General features: G+C 61.1%; 13 protein-coding genes, 1 tRNA gene and 1 riboswitch. Of the genes, 13 read left to right on the top strand and 1 reads right to left on the bottom strand.

Features of this window, described 5'->3' with window-relative positions:
- Window positions 1-36: 36 nt before the first annotated feature.
- From NFR19_RS03810 to NFR19_RS03755, 12 genes are all read left to right on the top strand, one after another.
- Entirely contained in the window at window positions 37-1698 is a 1662-nt protein-coding gene (locus NFR19_RS03810) for a polyphosphate--AMP phosphotransferase (RefSeq protein WP_251212461.1), read from the top strand.
- A gap of 207 nt (window positions 1699-1905) precedes the next feature.
- Complete coding sequence (locus tag NFR19_RS03805; protein WP_251212460.1) at window positions 1906-2979, top strand: class B sortase; 1074 nt, start codon at window positions 1906-1908, stop codon at window positions 2977-2979.
- The gene (gene purF / locus NFR19_RS03800; protein ID WP_251212459.1) at window positions 2976-4454 is read left to right on the top strand and encodes an amidophosphoribosyltransferase; all 1479 of its coding nucleotides are present in this window, start codon (window positions 2976-2978) and stop codon (window positions 4452-4454) included. Before NFR19_RS03805 ends, purF begins: the two co-directional genes overlap by 4 nt.
- A 487-nt stretch (window positions 4455-4941) precedes the next feature.
- The gene (gene purM / locus NFR19_RS03795; protein ID WP_251212458.1) at window positions 4942-5997 is read left to right on the top strand and encodes a phosphoribosylformylglycinamidine cyclo-ligase; all 1056 of its coding nucleotides are present in this window, start codon (window positions 4942-4944) and stop codon (window positions 5995-5997) included.
- The gene (purN, locus tag NFR19_RS03790) at window positions 5990-6598 is read left to right on the top strand and encodes a phosphoribosylglycinamide formyltransferase (RefSeq protein WP_251212498.1); all 609 of its coding nucleotides are present in this window, start codon (window positions 5990-5992) and stop codon (window positions 6596-6598) included. The genes purM and purN overlap by 8 nt, the downstream gene beginning before the upstream one ends.
- Window positions 6588-7577, top strand: coding sequence for an XdhC family protein (locus tag NFR19_RS03785; protein ID WP_251212457.1), 990 nt, complete (start codon window positions 6588-6590; stop codon window positions 7575-7577). Before purN ends, NFR19_RS03785 begins: the two co-directional genes overlap by 11 nt.
- Before the next feature lie 122 nt (window positions 7578-7699).
- Window positions 7700-9277: a bifunctional phosphoribosylaminoimidazolecarboxamide formyltransferase/IMP cyclohydrolase gene (gene purH, locus NFR19_RS03780; RefSeq protein ID WP_251212456.1), complete on the top strand. Its 1578-nt coding sequence runs from the start codon at window positions 7700-7702 to the stop codon at window positions 9275-9277.
- A 64-nt stretch (window positions 9278-9341) separates the two neighbouring features.
- A tRNA-Pro gene (locus tag NFR19_RS03775) sits at window positions 9342-9418 on the top strand.
- Between the two features lie 49 nt (window positions 9419-9467).
- Entirely contained in the window at window positions 9468-10817 is a 1350-nt protein-coding gene (locus NFR19_RS03770; RefSeq protein WP_251212455.1) for a DHA2 family efflux MFS transporter permease subunit, read from the top strand.
- Between the two features lie 127 nt (window positions 10818-10944).
- Complete coding sequence (locus NFR19_RS03765; RefSeq protein ID WP_251212454.1) at window positions 10945-12036, top strand: methionine ABC transporter ATP-binding protein; 1092 nt, start codon at window positions 10945-10947, stop codon at window positions 12034-12036.
- Between the two features lies 1 nt (window position 12037).
- Window positions 12038-12697 carry a methionine ABC transporter permease gene (locus NFR19_RS03760; RefSeq protein ID WP_251212453.1) on the top strand — a complete coding sequence of 220 codons (660 nt, stop codon included), beginning with the start codon at window positions 12038-12040 and terminating at the stop codon, window positions 12695-12697.
- Window positions 12698-12727: 30 nt separating this feature from the next.
- Window positions 12728-13579 carry a MetQ/NlpA family ABC transporter substrate-binding protein gene (locus NFR19_RS03755; protein ID WP_251212452.1) on the top strand — a complete coding sequence of 284 codons (852 nt, stop codon included), beginning with the start codon at window positions 12728-12730 and terminating at the stop codon, window positions 13577-13579.
- A gap of 132 nt (window positions 13580-13711) precedes the next feature.
- Here the strand turns inward: NFR19_RS03755 and NFR19_RS03750 are convergent, their stop codons facing one another.
- The gene (locus NFR19_RS03750; RefSeq protein WP_349665504.1) at window positions 13712-15076 is read right to left on the bottom strand and encodes a PFL family protein; all 1365 of its coding nucleotides are present in this window, start codon (window positions 15074-15076) and stop codon (window positions 13712-13714) included.
- Window positions 15077-15281: 205 nt separating this feature from the next.
- Between NFR19_RS03750 and NFR19_RS03745 the strand changes: the two genes are divergently transcribed.
- Window positions 15282-16619 (top strand): coproporphyrinogen III oxidase family protein, encoded by a 1338-nt coding sequence (locus NFR19_RS03745; RefSeq protein WP_251212450.1) that lies wholly within the window; start codon window positions 15282-15284, stop codon window positions 16617-16619.
- 134 nt (window positions 16620-16753) lie between these two features.
- Window positions 16754-16859, top strand: a riboswitch (glycine riboswitch).
- The last annotated feature ends 19 nt before the right edge of the window (window positions 16860-16878 follow it).

The following is a 16878-nucleotide window of genomic DNA, read 5'->3' as shown; positions in this document are numbered from 1 at the left end:
CGGTGCTAAGATTGGCGCAGCGGTAAGGAGGATGTCATGCTGGAAACGATCGACTGGGGTGCGTCGCGCCCCGATAAGGCGGCATACAAGCAAGAACACGATGCCCTCATGAGACGCCTGGTCGTTCTCCAGCAGCGCGCGGTCAGCGAAAGCGCTGGCTTGGTCGTTCTCTTCGAGGGGTGGAACGGGGCTGGTAAGGGTTCGCGCATCTCGGATCTGATGTATCACTTGGATGCGCGTGCCACCAGCGTCTATGTGCCAGCTGATGTGGACGCTGGTGCCTTGCGCGATTTCGCTGGATATCGCAGAGGGGTGGAGAGCTTCTATCCCATGATGGAAGAGTTCTGGCAGGCGCTTGGAGAGCGCGGGCATATCACCTTCTACGATCGCGGGTGGTATACGAAGGCCACTCAGCTGATGATGGCGCGCGATGAGGCGGAGCTCATGCTGCCCACAGGCGGCACGCGGCACTATTTGGAATCCATCAGCGATTTTGAAGAGCAGTTGCACGAGGATGGCTACACGGTGGTGAAGTTTTTCGTGCATGTATCGAAGAAAGCGCAGAAGAAGCGCCTGCAAGCGCTGCGCGACGACGCGGCCACGCGTTGGCGGGTGCCTGAGGGCAAGCTGGCGAGCACGGCCGATTACGATCGGGCCTACAAGCTGTTCGATCGACTGCTCGAGGGATCTGATTATGCGTTCGCGCCGTGGGTGCTCGTCAACGGCGAGGATAAGCGCAGTGCGAATCTGTTGATCGCGCGTACGCTGGTGCATGCGCTCGAACAGGCGCTCACGCGCAAACGCGCAGGGGATGCGCAGGCAGCCGAGTTGCGCGTCGAGCAGGATCGTCGGGCTGATGCCGCGCTTGCCCGCATGCGCGAGGAAGGCGCATCGGAAAGCGATCAGCTGCTCGGGGCACGCGCGCAAGCCGAAGCGCAGCACTCGTTCGCACCTGCGCAGTCGCGCTTCGAGATCGTGGCTGACCATCCTACGGTGGACGGCATCGCGCACGATCTGGTGCTGCCGCGCGATGAGTACAAAAAGGAGCTGAAGAGCCTTCAGAAGCGGCTCTTCACGTTGGAAAACCTCATGTACCAGGCGCGCATACCGCTCATCTTGATGTATGAAGGGTGGGATGCGGCAGGCAAGGGCGGCAACATCAAGCGGGTGGCCCAAGCCCTCGATGCTCGTGCGTATACCATCGTGCCGAGTCCGGCGCCGACCAAACCCGAACTGGCCCATCCCCATCTGTGGCGCTATTGGACGCGCCTGCCAAAGGCTGGACACGTAACGCTGTTCGATCGCTCGTGGTACGGGCGCGTGTTGGTAGAGCGGGTAGAGGACATCACAGCGCCCGAGGCGTGGGCACGCGGGTATGACGAGATCAACGAATTCGAGCACGATCTGGTTGATTGGGGCGCCATCTTGCTCAAGTTCTGGGTGGACGTGAGCCCCGAAGAGCAGCTTGCTCGCTTTGAAGCGCGGGCGGCCGATCCGGACAAGCAATGGAAGATCACGCCTGACGATTGGCGCAATCGTGACAAGTACGCTCAGTATAAGAGCGCTATCGATGATATGTTCCGCCTCACCTCGACCACCTATGCGCCCTGGTTGGTGTTGGAAAGCGACGACAAGCGTTACGCGCGCTGCAAGGCGCTGCGCCTCATCGTGGAAGCGCTCGAAGCGCGGTTGGGTTGATGCGGTGGCTATGAAAGCGGCGCGCATTGCTTTAGAATGGGCATAACGTATCAAGGAGCGAGGAGTTTCCATGGAACTGTTCGGTATGACCATTGAGCCGTGGGTCATCGGCGTTATCATCGCCGTTATCGTGCTGATCATCGTAATCTTTGTCGGTAAAGGCTTCTTCGACGAGATGAAGAAGAAGTAGCGCCCGAAAAGGCAGGTATGACCAATACGTATGGCCCGATCATGAGCAGAAGCGATGCGGATAGATATCCGCTCCAGCCATCCGTGCAGCAAAACTCCGGGTATCCCCAGTCGTATCGCTCCATCCCTCAGCCTCCGCGTCCACCCCGTCCACCTGCTCCGGTGCGGCAGGTGCCGATGCAGGGTTCTGCGCAGCCGCCCCAGCAGCCTTCCCGCAAGAAGAAGCACAAGGGCGGTGCCGCTTGGCGCGTGGTGTTCATCGCCGCCATCATCGTGTTGGCATGCGCGCTTGGCGGTCTGGGTTGGCTGCTCTTCACGTACTGGAATGGTCAGAGCGAATACGACAAGCTGGCCGATGAGGCGTTCAGCTTGAACGAGGATGGCGATATCACGACGCTTGCCAGCTTCAACGTTGATTGGGATGCGCTGCGCGCGGTCAATCCTGACGTGGTGGGTTGGGTGTATGTTCCCGGCACCATCATCAGCTACCCCATTTGCTGGCGCGAAGACGACAGCACCTACTATCTCAAGCATAATTTCGGACAGAACTCCGTGGGGGATTTCGGCGCCGAATATGGTTGCGTGTTCTTGGAGGGGGTCAATAGCGGCGATTGGACCGATCAGGTTAACGTGATCTATGCGCACCATATGGCCAATGGCTCCATGTTCGCGCTGCTGGCCGATTTCGCCTGGAACAGCGATCTGTTCAATCAGCACCGCACGTTCTATGTGCTCACGCCCGAAGGCAATTTTCGAACCACCTCGTTTGCGGTGAACAAAGTGTTGGGTTCGTCGACCGATATCGTGATCCCCATGTTCAGCACCGAAGAAGGGCTCGAAGAATACGTGCAAGCGCGCTTGGATGCCAACATCGTGGAGCCGACCGATCCACCTGCGCCTGAGGCCTCCGAGGTGCGACAGGTATTCGCGTTCAGCACGTGCAGCGAGCCTGATAACCGGTATCGCATCGTTACGTTTTGCACGGTGGACGAGTTCCTGCCAGCGGGCAGCGATGTGGCGCTGGGCAATTCGTTGATTGACGAAGGTCATGTAGCCGACGTTGCGAGCGACGTGGCGGAAAGGACGCTATGAGCGAGAGAGGCGCCCAGCGGGTGATCCCCGATCATCCGGAGGAAGAATGCGGGGTGTTCGGCATCTATGCGCCCGGTAGCGACGTAGCGCGCATGACGGGCTTCGGCCTGCAGGCGCTCCAGCATCGCGGGCAGGAGAGCGCAGGCATTGCCGTGGGAGATGGCAGCACGGTCACGGTGGCGAAGGACCTGGGGCTTGTCACGCAGGTGTTCGACGATGCGAGCCTTGCGAGCCTGACGGGCAATGTGGCCATTGGGCATGTGCGCTATTCCACCAGCGGCAGCAAGGCTGTGTGGGAAGCGGCGCAGCCCCACATGTCAGCAATAGACGATGTGCTGTTCGCGCTGGCGCACAACGGTACGCTGACCAACACCAATCAGATGCGGGCACGACTGATCGACGAGGGCGTGCAGCTGCGCTCGAGCACCGATAGCGAAGTGGCTGCTAAAGCCATCGGCGTGGTAACGCGTGAGACACATCATCTTCGTGATGGCATCGCGCATGCCATGGAGCTGATGCGCGGGGCCTACGCCATGGTGATCGCCACTGCCGATGCGCTCTATGCTTTTCGCGACCCGCACGGCATTCGGCCGTTATGCATCGGGCAGTTGCCCGATCGGCGGGGCTGGGTGGTCAGTTCGGAAACGTGCGGGCTCGATATCGTGGGCGCCGAATACGTTCGCGATGTCAATCCGGGCGAGATCGTGCGTTTCGCCGAAGACGGGCTCAGTGGCGAGCAGGCGGTACGCGCTGCCAAACCGGCGGCGTGCATCTTCGAGTACGTGTATTTCGCGCGGCCCGATAGCGTGATCGACGGACAAAGCGTGTATCAGGCGCGTCGTGATACCGGCCGCATCCTCGCGCGCGAGGCGCCCGTTGAGGCCGATCTCGTGCTTGGGGTGCCCGACTCCGGCGTACCGGCAGCCCTGGGCTTTTCAGCTGAGAGCGGTATCGAGTACACCGACGGCATCGTGAAGAATCGCTATGTTGGGCGTACGTTCATCCAGCCAACTCAGGAGATGCGGCAGCTGGGCATTCGGTTGAAGCTGAATCCGCTCCCCGATGTGATCGCAGGCAAGCGGCTTGTGGTCATCGACGATAGCATCGTGCGGGGCAACACGTCCAAGAAGCTGGTGCAGATGCTGCGCGATGCGGGCGCTACCGAGGTGCACCTGCGCATTACGAGCCCTGAGGTGATGTGGCCGTGCTTCTACGGCATCGACACCGACACGCGCGACCAGCTCATCGCTGCGAACATGACGCTTGAAGAGATGAACGAATGGATCGGGTCTGATTCGTTGGCGTTCCTCTCGTTGGACGGCTTGCGCGAAGCGGTGCGCCATGCTCGCACCCAAGGGTTTTGCGAGGCGTGCTTCACCGGGGAGTACCCGGTGCCCATCTCTGATGAGGTGGCGCAGATGAGTTTCTTCACAAAGCGTGATTTCAATGAGGTTTACGCCGGGACTGCCGGATAGTGTTGTATACTTCCAGAGTTGCCTGATATGACCCATTCTGCCGGTGGGCGCGCGCTGATGTTTTAAAGGGGGCTTCGGCGAAGCGCGAACGTCGGTCAAGGATGCGCCGCGGAAGGCGGAGGCGCGGGACATCTTCGCTGGCAACGGCTGCACCATTTGAGGGGATGATGCAGCGGAATCGCCCGAGTGCTTGAACCAAGCACCCGGGCGATTTCCTTTCTTGGGGCTACACCATGCGACCATCGCACTGCCGAACGGTGCCGGATCCGCGGCGGTGCGGTGCGCTTCGCTCGCGCGCCCATGCTCCTCTTCGATGCGCGCATCATATCGGCATTCATCCAGGTGATGCTCTCGGTAATGCGACTGCCGGACACCGCGCGCTCGCACGTGGCACATCTGGGCGCGCTGCGCTGACTTCCTTGGGTGAACCTGCGCGCGATTCCGATAGAATGGGTTCATCATCATTTTCTTCCCGGAAGGCGGCAAGATGGCTGAATCGGTAACGTACGAGCAAGCAGGGGTAAGCACGGCCGAGGGGGCACGCGCGGTCGGCGCCATCAAGGGCATCGTGAATACCACGTACCGTCCGGAGGTGATCGGGGATATCGGTGGTTTCGGCGGGCTATTCTCCATCAAGGCGGCCAAGGAGATGGAAGACCCCATCTTGGTGAGCGGCACCGACGGTGTGGGTACGAAGCTGAAGGTAGCCCAGATGCTGGGCAAGCACGATACGGTGGGCATCGATCTGGTCGCCATGTGCGCTAACGATATTCTGGCAACTGGTGCTGAGCCTTTGTTCTTCCTCGATTACGTGGCGGTTGGCAAGCTTTCCGCTGAGGCCATGGCCGATATCGTGGGTGGTATCGCTCGCGGCTGTCAACAGGCAGGATGCGCGCTGATCGGTGGCGAGATGGCCGAGCATCCTGGTGTGATGGATCCTGATGACTACGATCTTTCCGGTTTTTGCGTAGGGCTGGTGGATCGTGCGCACATGATCGGGCCCGACCGCGTGCGCGAGGGCGATGTGCTCTTGGGGCTCGCCTCGAGCGGCCTTCACTCTAACGGGTATTCCCTGGCGCGCAAGGTGTTGGTGGAAGGGGTGGAGGCATCGGCCCTTCGTGCTCCAGCGGATGATCTGGGTGGTGCGAGCCTGCTCGAGGCGCTGCTCACCCCTACGCGTATCTACGTGAAACCGGTGCTCGGGGTGCTTCGCAGCTTGCCAGGTGCGGTGCATTCTCTTGCACACATTACCGGCGGGGGCATTACCGAGAACGTCGATCGCGCGCTGCCGAAGACGATGGATGCCGTGGTGCAGCTCGGTACGTGGGAGGTGCCGCCCATCGTTGCGCGCGCGTGCGCGGCGGCGACCCTTGATCAAACCGAGGCGCTCAAGACGTTCAATATGGGCATCGGCATGGTTCTCATGGTGGATGCCGCTGACGAGTACGACGTGAAGGCGGCGCTTGAGGCTGCCGGAGAGACGGTATGCACCATCGGACGCGTCGCGGCGGGAAGCGGTCAGGTGCGCTATGAGCATGCTTAAATGCGGGGTGCTGCTCTCAGGGAGCGGCACCAACTTCCAAGCGATCCTTGATGAAGCGCAGCGCGGTCTTCCGGTGCAGGTGGTGCTCGTCGTAGCATCGAATCCGGATGCGTTCGGTATCGAACGGGCGCGCAAGACGGGCATTCCTACGCTGGTGCTTGAGCGCAGCGCGTACGAAGATGCGCATGCGGTTGATGAGACCATCGTGGACGCTTTGCATGAGGCAGGTGCTGAATGGGTGGTCATGGCAGGGTACATGCGCAAGGTAACGCCGGTGATGCTGAATGCCTTTCCCGACCGCGTGCTGAATCTGCATCCGGCGCTGTTGCCGTCGTTTCCGGGTGCGCATGCCATACAGGACGCATGGGATGCGGGCGTGAAGGTGACGGGAGTCACGGTGCATCTGGCGAACGAGGAATACGATAAGGGCCCCATCGTGGCGCAGCGTGCGGTGCCTGTTTTGGAGCATGATACGCGCGATGCGCTCGAAGCGCGCATCCATGCGGTGGAGCACGAACTGTACCCACAGGTGCTGCGCGCCATCGCCGAGGGGCGCATGCGGCTGGATGCCGAGAGGAAGGTGCATATAGATGAAGCGTGAGGCGATCGAGGGCATCATCGAGGATCTGCGGGCCGGGCGCCCGGTGCAGCTCTCGGTGGAGGAGTTCCCGGCGTTCTCAGAAGAGGCCAGCGAAGGCGACCCGCACATCGGGCCCGAGGCGCTCGCGCGCATCGCAGCCAGCCTGACCGCGGCGGACCTGCCCACGTTCGAGCGCGCGCTGGCCGCCATGGACGAGGGCGATCTGGCCTGGATCGGGTTCAAGGTGGTCTACGATGCCGAGGCGGCGCAGGCCAATGTGGACAATGAAGTGACGAAGAAGTATGGCGAACAAGGGTCGGCCGATGGACAGGACATGGTCTTCTTCTGCAACGATGCGAAGGAGATCGTGAGCCCGCGCGAGCCGAGCCCGCGCGATATCTTCCAGATGAAGGACGTCACGCGCGGACCGTCTATGCACAACGATCAATTCGACGGCTTGACCTGGGCGAGCGAGCCGCTCTTCGGCAAGGTGCGCGTCTGGTTGCTCGGTGCGAGCGATGTGGCGGTCGAGCTGGCGCGCCTGGCCGATCATGTGGGCTTTCGGGTGGTTGCGGTTGACTACGACCCGGCATTTCTCAACGACGAGCGCTTTCCCACTGCAGAGCGCATCTTGTTGCACGGGGGCGACTTCCATGAATTGCAGAACATGCCAGCGCGACCGGAAGACTACGTGTGCGTGCTCACGCGCGGGCATATGTTCGACCCGCAAAGCTGCATCTGGGCGTTGGAGAACAGCGTGCACTACGTGGGCATGATGGGATGCGCGGGCAAGAACGAGACGGTGCGTGATCTGGTGCTGGCGGCTGGCATCACGCAAGAGGATTGGGAGCGGGTAAAACGGCCCATCGGCTTGAAGTTCGGCGCGAAGACGCCAGCTGAGCTGGCGATCGCTATCGTTGCCGAGCTGATCGATGTGCGCTATCGGGGGCGCTACAGCGAAGAGGCGCGCAGACGCCATGAGGCGAGTTTGGGAAGATGACCAGGCGCTTGGAGCACGGTGCGCTGCGAAACAAGCTCCGAAGAACTTCGCGTGCTCCACGTCAGCGCTTTCATACGGGAACCGAGAGAGTAGAAGTCAAAACGAGAAGACAAGGGGAGACCATGGCAGATCCAAAAGTGAAGCGCGTACTGATGTCGGTCACGGATAAGACGGGTATTGTCGATTTCGCGCGGGCGCTCTCAGATGAGTTCGGTGCGCAGATCATATCCACGGGCGGCACGGCGAAGGCGATTGCCGAGGCGGGCATTCCGGTGACGCCCATCGATGAGGTGACCGAGTTCCCCGAGATGATGGATGGCCGCGTGAAGACGCTGCATCCCCGTGTGCATGGCGGCTTGCTGGCCAAGCGCGATAACGCCGATCATATGGCGCAGGCAGCAGAGCACGACATCGAGATGATCGATATGGTGGTGGTCAATCTCTATGCGTTTGAGAAGACGGTAGCGGGCGGTGCTGATTTCGCAACGTGCATCGAGAACATTGACATTGGGGGCCCGAGCATGCTGCGCAGCGCTGCGAAGAACTTCGCCAGTGTTACCGTGGTGACCGATCCAGCTAGCTATGAGGGGATCCTGGACGAGATGCGCAGGTCAGGCGGCGCGACGACGCTCGCCACGCGTCAACGGCTGGCGCTGGATGTGTTTCGCACGACGAGCGCCTACGATGGCGCCATCGCGTCATGGATGGGCGCGCAGATGGATGCGGCAGACAATCAGCTGGCGTTCCCTGAGCAGATGCAGCTGGGGCTTACGAAGAAGCAGGCATTGCGCTATGGAGAGAACCCGCATCAGGCAGCTGCGTTTTATGTGCGCGATGATTTCCCCGGCGCTGAGCAGAGCCTGGCGTGCGGTATGCAGCTGCAGGGGAAGGAGCTTTCCTATAACAACTACCTTGATATGGATGCGGCGTGGGCGGCGGTGCGTGAGTACACCGAGCCAGCCTGTGTGATCGTGAAGCACCTGACGCCGTGCGGCGTATGCGAGGATGCGGACGTGACCACAGCATACAAGCGCGCACACGAGTGCGACCCGGTGAGCGCCTACGGTGGCGTGATGGCGTTCAATCGCGACGTGACAGGCGAGACGGTAGCGGCTATTTTCGAGAACAAGCAGTTCGTGGAGGTCATCGTGGCTCCCGCATTCTCCGGTGATGCCTGTGAGATGTATGCGAGCAAGCCCAACTGTCGGCTGATCGCCACCGGTGGAGTGAATCCGGCGGGCCAAGGTATCGAGTTCCGCTCGGTGGAAGGTGGTCTGCTCGCACAGCAAAGCGATGGCGTGGCTGAGGATCCGACTGACTTCACGTGCCCGACCAAGGTGCAGCCTACGCCCGAGATGATGGACGAGCTCATGTTCGCGTGGCGCGCTGTGAAGTCGGTGAAGAGCAACGCCATTCTGATCGCGAAGGACCATGCGAGCGTGGGCGTGGGTGGCGGCCAGCCCAACCGCGTGAACTCGGCGCGCATCGCTATAGAGCAGGCGGGCGAGAAGGCCCGCGGCGCGGTTGCAGCCTCTGATGCCTTCTTCCCGTTCCGCGACGGATTCGACACGCTTGCGCAGGCAGGGGTGGTTGCGGTCATTCAGCCGGGCGGTTCCATCCGCGACGAAGAGGTTATCGCGGCTGCTGACGAGCAGGGCGTGTGCATGGTGTTCACCGGTCACCGCCACTTCCGTCATTAGACCGATATCGTGAGCGAAGTACCACAGATGCGTTCATCTGTGGTACCATATCGTCTGCTTTCAACGGGTCGTGGCTCAGCTTGGTAGAGCGCTGCGTTCGGGACGCAGAGGCCGCAGGTTCAAATCCTGTCGACCCGACCAGGAATTCAGGGTCGCCAGATGGCGGCCCTTTTCACTTTCGGGAGGGTACATGGAGAGAGATTCCACGCGAAGTACGTATCGTACCTTTGCTATCGTGGTGCTCACCTGTGCGCTTGGCTCCCTCACACAAACGGTGATGAACTCCATGCTGGGCGCAGTGCAAACCGATCTTGGCACGGACGACTATACAGGGCAATGGCTCACGACCATCTTCATGCTGTGCATCGGCATCACGGTCCCGCTCGTGACCCATCTGTCCCGCCGCCTGAGCATCCGTCAACTTATGCTGGTGGCATTAGTGCTCTTCGCAGTAGGCGTGACCATTGATTGGGTAGCACCAGACTTCACCGTGCTGCTCATAGGGCGCATTCCGCAAGCAGTGGCAACCGGCATCACGTTGCCGGTGCTCCAGACCATCGCGATGACGCGCTTTCCTAAAGAGCGCACGGGAACAGCCATGGGCATCGCCGGTATCGCCATGGGTTTCGCGCCGAACATCGGGCCGCTCATTGGTGGTGCGCTCGCTGACACGCTCGGTTGGCGCAGCTTCTTCATCATCTTGCTCGTAGCGTTGGTGGTGTTGCTCGTCTGTGCCGTTGCGCTCATTCCGTGCGAAAAGGTGGCGGCGCGTGATGCGCATCTTGACGTTATCTCGTTTATCCAGTCAACGCTGGGATTCGGAGGCCTGCTCCTGTGCTTTACGAATGCTGCCAGCGTGCCCCTTCTGTCGGTAGAGGTGGCGACGCCCGGGCTTTTGGGCGTGGCATTCCTCATCGCCTTCATTGCGCGACAGCAGCGCATTGCGCACCCGCTCATCAACATGCACATTTTCGATGCTGCGAGTTACCGCGTGAGCTTCTTTGCGCAGAATTGCCTGTTCGCATCGTTTATGGGCATCACGCTGATCATTCCGCTGTTCGTAACGAACGTGTGCGGGGGTTCGGCTCTTGATGCTGGCGTGGTGTTCATTCCGGCAACCATTCTGGCGGTGGTGTTCAACCCGCTTGCCGGGATGCTCTCTGATCGCATCGGGGCGCGCACGGTCGTCATCGGCGGCGCTGTGCTTCTCTCTGTTGGTGCGGTCAGCATGATCTTTGTCGATGCGTCCACGCCGCTGTGGCTGCTCATGGTGATGCAGACCGTGCGCGGCATCGGCGTGAGTTCGCTCATCGGGCCGCTCAACTCGTGGGGCATGCGCGAGCTTGAGCCGCAGCACATGGTGGACGGCAGCGCCTTCTTCACCACGGTGCGTCAGGCGTGCGCTTCGTTGGGCACGGCGCTGATGATGCTCATCATCTCATCGGCCGGAGCTGCGGCGGTGGCCTTCGACCTCGCTTTTGCATTCTCGGCGGTTCTCTCGTGCGCCGTGCTGGCGTGCGCGGTGTGGAAGGTACGCTAGCGCGCACAAAGGAGCACGACCGCCATCGTGAAAACCGATGGCCGTCTATCCGATACCGCTATTTTGAGAACACCCGGGCATGCCCTAGAATCATTCACCGTGCGAAAAACGACTCGAAGGATCTGTCTTGATCGAACTGAAAGACCTGAATAAGAGCTTCCGAACGGCTGCTGGACTGGTGGATGCGGTGCATGATGTGAACCTGCGCATCGACGACGGCGATATTTTCGGCATCATCGGCTTTTCCGGGGCTGGCAAGTCGACGCTCGTGCGTTGCATGAACCTGCTCGAGCGCCCGACGAGCGGCCAGGTGATCATCGATGGCACCGATCTGTGCGGCCTTGGTCGCAAGCAGCTGCGCGAGGCGCGCCGTGGCATCGGCATGATCTTCCAGCAGTTCAATTTGCTATCGCAGCGCACGGTTGAGGCGAATATCCGCTATCCGCTCGAGATCGCAGGCACGCCCAAAGCCGAGGCGTCCAAGCGCGCTGCTGAGTTGCTCGAGATGGTGGATTTGGCTGACAAGGCACGCGCGTACCCGGTGCAGCTTTCCGGCGGTCAGAAGCAGCGGGTGGCCATCGCGCGCGCGCTGGCGTCAAACCCGCGCATCATCCTGTGCGACGAGGCCACCAGCGCTCTTGACCCGATCACGACCGCATCCATTCTTGACCTCTTGAAGCGGCTCAACGAGCAGCTGGGCGTTACCATCGTGGTCATCACCCACGAGATGAAGGTGGTCGAGCAGATCTGCGATCGGGTGGCCGTCATGAGCGATGGGCGCATCGTGGAGCAGGGAAGCGTGCACGATGTGTTCCTGCGTCCTACCTCTGACACCGCAAAGCGCCTGATCGAGCCGTCGCAAGGGGCGCTCACCATCGACAACACCCCCAACACGCTCCGTTTGGCGTTCACCGGCGAAGAGTCGGGGGCGCCCGTGATATCGGATATGACCGTGCAATGCGACGTCATGGTGAACATCTTGTCCGCCAACACCGAGAACATCGGCGGCAAGGCGTTCGGCCAGATGCTCATCCAGCTGCCTGACGACGAGGCTGCCCGCCAGCGCATCCGCGCGTACCTTGATTCGCGTGGCATTCTCTACGAAGAAAGTGCGGCAGTGCCGCCTGCTGAACCCGTGCAGGAAGAGGGCCCGCGTGAGGTTCGCGCCGAGCGCGAGAAGCTTGAGGATGCGGCCGTAAGAGAAGGGAGCGTGCTCTAGCATGTCACCTGAACTGGTATCGCTGATCGCGAATGGCGTATGGGAGACCTTGTATATGACCGTGGTCTCAACGGTCATCAGCTATCTCATCGGCATTCCGCTCGGTGTCATCCTCTACATCACCGGAGATGGCGGCATTCGACGCAATCGGGCGGTGAACCTGATCGTCGGCATCATCGTGAACGTGCTGCGCTCGGTGCCCTTCCTTATCCTGCTGGTAGCCATTCTGCCGTTCACACGGCTGGTCGTGGGCACCACGATCGGCTCGAATGCCACCATCGTGCCGCTTGTGGTGGCAGCGGCCCCCTACGTGGCGCGCATGGTGGAGTCGTCGCTCAAGGAAATCGATGGCGGCGTGATCGAAGCGGCGCGCGCGATGGGATCGTCAGCCTGGCAGATGATCTGGAAGGTGTTCTTGCCCGAGGCGAAGCCGTCGCTTCTGGTGGGCGCAACCATATCGCTCGCCACGATTCTGGGCTATTCGGCTATGGCGGGTTTCGTCGGCGGTGGCGGCTTGGGTGCCATCGCGATCAATTATGGCTATTACCGGTATCAATCCGATGTCATGCTCATCACGGTTGCTTTGCTCGTGGTGATCGTGCAGATCTTCCAAGAAGGCGGATTGAAGCTGGTGAGCAAGGTAGATAAGCGACTGCGTTAGACGCGCGGTCCGAAAGGAGAAGAGCATACTATGAAATTGTCCCTCGTGAAGAAACTGGGCGCTGCTGCTGTGGTCGGTGCGCTCGCCGTGGCGGGCCTTGCCGGATGCGGGTCGAACGAGAGCGCGAGCAGTGCAGCGAGCGCAACCAGCGACGACACGATCATCAAGGTGGGCGCAAGCCCGACGCCGCATGCTGAGATCCTGGAAGTGGTGAACGACCAGCTCGCTCAAGAAGGCTACACGCTTGAGATCGTTCCTTACAACGATTATGTGCTGCCCAACACCGCGCTTCAGGATGGTGAGCTGGATGCGAACTACTTCCAGCACATCACGTATCTGAACGACTTCAATGCCGAGAACGGTACGACGTTGGTTGATGCGGCGGGCATTCATTTCGAGCCGATGGGCATCTATACGGGCAAGACCACCGATCTGACGGCGCTGCCCGATGGCGCTACCATCGCGGTGCCCAACGATGCCACCAACGAGGCGCGTGCGCTGCTGCTGCTTGAGCAGGAGGGCCTGATCAAGCTGAAGGACGACGCGGGCCTGTCTGCCACCGTGGTGGATATTGCCGAGAATCCGAAGAACCTGAATATTCAGGAAGTGGAGGCTGCACAGGTGCCGCGCGTGCTCAACGATGTTGACCTGGCGGTCATCAATGGCAATTATGCGCTCGAGGCTGGTTTGCAGGTGGCCGATGCCCTTGCGACCGAGTCCGATCAGGGTCAGGCAGCCGAGGCGTACGTGAACGTTATCGCGGTCAAGGATGGCAACCAGGATGCTGAGAAGATCCAGGCGCTGGTGAACGCACTGCAAAGCGATGCGGTGAAGCAGTTCATCGAGGATAACTACAACGGTTCGGTGGTCGCACTGTTCTAAGCTGCACTGCTGACAGAAGAGCAACGCTCCAGAGCGCTTGCGCATCGCCTTCGGGTGGCGCAAGCGCTCTTTTTGCGTCACGCGCCTTTGTGCGTCGCTGAACGACGGGGTGTGCCCGCCACCTCAAGGACGCTAATTCTTCAAGGAGTTCAGCGGGGCGGGCATGCGACCGCCGCGGTGGGCGAACACGGTGCCAGCATGCTGATTGACGGGCATCACCGGTGCGCGCCCCAGCAGACCGCCGAAGTCGAGCGTGTCGCCCACGCTCTTGCCGATGGCCGGGATGATGCGTACGGCGGTGGTCTTGTTGTTGATCATGCCGATGGCTGCCTCATCCGCGATGATGCCGAAGATGGTCTCACGGCTCGTGTCGCCGGGCACCGCGATCATGTCGAGGCCCACCGAGCACACGCACGTCATGGCCTCCAGCTTCTCAAGCGTCAGCGCGCCCGCCTCGGCTGCGCGGATCATGCCCGCATCTTCAGACACCGGGATGAACGCGCCCGAGAGGCCGCCGACCGACGATGACGCCATCACGCCACCCTTCTTCACAGCGTCGTTGAGCATGGCGAGCGCCGCGGTGGTGCCGGGACCGCCGCAGGTGCCCACGCCGATGGCCTCCAAGATCTCGGCTACCGAATCGCCCTCGGCAGGTGTGGGGGCAAGCGACAGGTCCAGGATGCCCTTGGAGTAGCCGAGCCGTCGCGCCGCTTCGCGCGCCATCAGCTCGCCTGCACGTGTGATCTTGAACGCGGTCGCTTTGATGGCCTCGGCAACAGCGGTGATATCGGCATCGGCGGGCAGATCGGCCAGCACGGCGCGCACCACGCCCGGGCCGCTCACGCCCACGTTGATGACCTCGTCCGCCTCACCCGACCCGTGGAAGGCGCCGGCCATGAACGGGTTGTCCTCCACCGCGTTGCAGAACACCACGAGCTTGCCTGCACCGATGCAGTCGCGATCGGCCGTGGCATTCGCGGTGTCGATAATGACGCCTGTCATGCGCCAGATGGCCTCCATATTGAGACCGGCCCGCGTGCTACCGATGTTGACCGACGAGCAGACACGCTCGGTGTCCGCTAGTGCGCTCGCAATGGAATCCATCAACTTTTCGTCACCGCGACTGGCGCCTTTTTGCACGAGCGCCGTGAAGCCGCCCACGAAATCGACCCCAACCTCGGCGGCGGCATGGTCCATGGCGCGCGCAACCGGCGAGAGGTCATGCGCTTCGGTGGCGGCGCATACCTCGGCGATGGGTGTCACGGAGATGCGCTTGTTCACGATGGGGATGCCGAATTCGCGCTCTAGCTGGTCGGCGGTAGGAACGAGCCGCTCGGCCGCGCGTGCCATGCGCTCGTATACCTTGCGCGAGACCGCATCGATATCGGCGTCTGCGCACCCGCGCAGGTTCAGGCTCAGCGTGATGGTCCTGATATCGAGGTGCTGCTTGCTGACCATCGCCAGCGTTTCGTGTATCTCAGCAGGTGTCAGCTGCATAGCTCTCCATCCGTCGGGGCTTTCGGCCGTGGTGCGTTCATCAGATTCTACCAGTTCGACCAGTGCAGCGCGCATGGTGACCCCGCGCAGTCTGCCGCCGCGAAAAACGCCGCGCGCATCGGGCTCATCTTGAGTAGAATCTTCTGTTGAGATAAAAAGGTGTGTAGGCCGCAGGTGCTAGGTGCGGCTTTCAAAGGGGGGCACCATGCTATCAGAGCGCATTCTCACCGCAGTGGTGAAGTCTGCCGCGAAGCGCGAACTTGCGCTTGCGCCGACGCAGGAGACGCAGTTTCCCGTTGCCGACCCTCAGCGTCGCTATATGTTGTATATGCACGTGCCGTTTTGTCAGGTGCTCTGTCCGTATTGCAGCTTCAACCGTTACCCGTTTCGCGAAGAGATAGCCAAGCCCTATTTCGCAAGCATGCGCAAGGAGATGCTGATGCTGGCTGATCTGGGCTATCGCATCGAGAGCGTGTACGTGGGTGGCGGCACGCCCACCATCATGATCGACGAGCTGTGCGAGACGATAGATCTGGCGCGCGATGCATTCGGGGTGACCGAGGTGGCGGTGGAGACGAATCCGAACCACCTGATCAAACCGTACCTGGAGAAGATGGCGGGGCGCGTGCAGCGGCTGAGCGTGGGCGTGCAGAGCTTCGATGATGGGCTTCTCAAGCAGATGGATCGGTACAAGAAGTACGGATCGGGCGCGGAGATACTTGAGCGCATCGCCGAAGCGCACGGATACATTGATTCGCTGAACGTGGACATGATCTTCAACTTCCCCTCGCAAACCGAGGACATCCTTTTCGCCGACTTGGAGAAGGTGGCGTTGTGCGGCGCGCGTCAAGTCACGTTCTCACCGCTGTATGCCTCGCAGGGGACCATGCGGAAGATGCAGACGGCGCTCGGCAAGCTCGATCGCACCCGTGAAGAGCGCTTCTATCGCATCGTCGATGGCGTGCTCGCCGACGGAGACGATGCCCTGTTCGAGCGTTCCACGTTGTGGACGTTCACGCGAACGGACGATCATGGATGCGATGATGACCCGGATCATATTGACGAATACCAGACGAACTATGTGGATTATCCAGCGATCGGGAGTGGCTCCATCACGCATTTGGGGGATGCGCTCTACGTCAATACGTTCAGCATCTCCGACTACAACGCTGCTATTGAGGCGGGCCGTATGTCCATCATGGGTCGTGCGGACATGAGCAAGCACGACCTGATGCGCTATCGACTGCTGCTCGATCTGTACAAGCTGCGCTTGGACAAGGAGCACTTCAAGGAAGATTTCGGGTGCAGCGTGGATGCGGGGTTGCCGATCGAGATGGCATTTCTGCGCGTGAACCGGGCATTTGCCACCGATGATGCGCACGAGCTGACGCTGACGGTGCGCGGACGCTATCTGGTAGTGGTGATGTACCGGCAGTTTCTGGCCAGCATGAACAACCTGCGCGAGCAGGCGCGTGCAGCGCTGCCGGGAGCCGAGCGCGCGCTGCTCTTCGGCGATGAGGACGCAGCCGCGCCGTGCCTTTGACGCGCGCGGTTGCCTTTCGCGGAAAGAAGGGCCATCTTATCTTGGAACCCTTGCGCGCATGCCGCCCTTTCGCGCATAATCGCAGACGCAACTATTTCGATGACGTTTCCGGAATGCTGCGGCAGACCGGAAGCTGAGAAAACTCTGGAGAACTCTTAAGTGAGTGCCGAAGGTGCAAGGCAGCCGCTGATCGTAGGGCGGCGTGCCGAATCTCTCAGGCAAACGGACAGAGCGAAGCTGCCTCATATGGGGCGCTCTT

This window comes from Adlercreutzia murintestinalis (genome assembly GCF_943192905.1).
Classification (GTDB): domain Bacteria; phylum Actinomycetota; class Coriobacteriia; order Coriobacteriales; family Eggerthellaceae; genus Adlercreutzia_A; species Adlercreutzia_A murintestinalis.
Note: the sequence above shows the minus strand (reverse complement) of the source record. Positions and strands in the feature narration are given on the sequence as shown.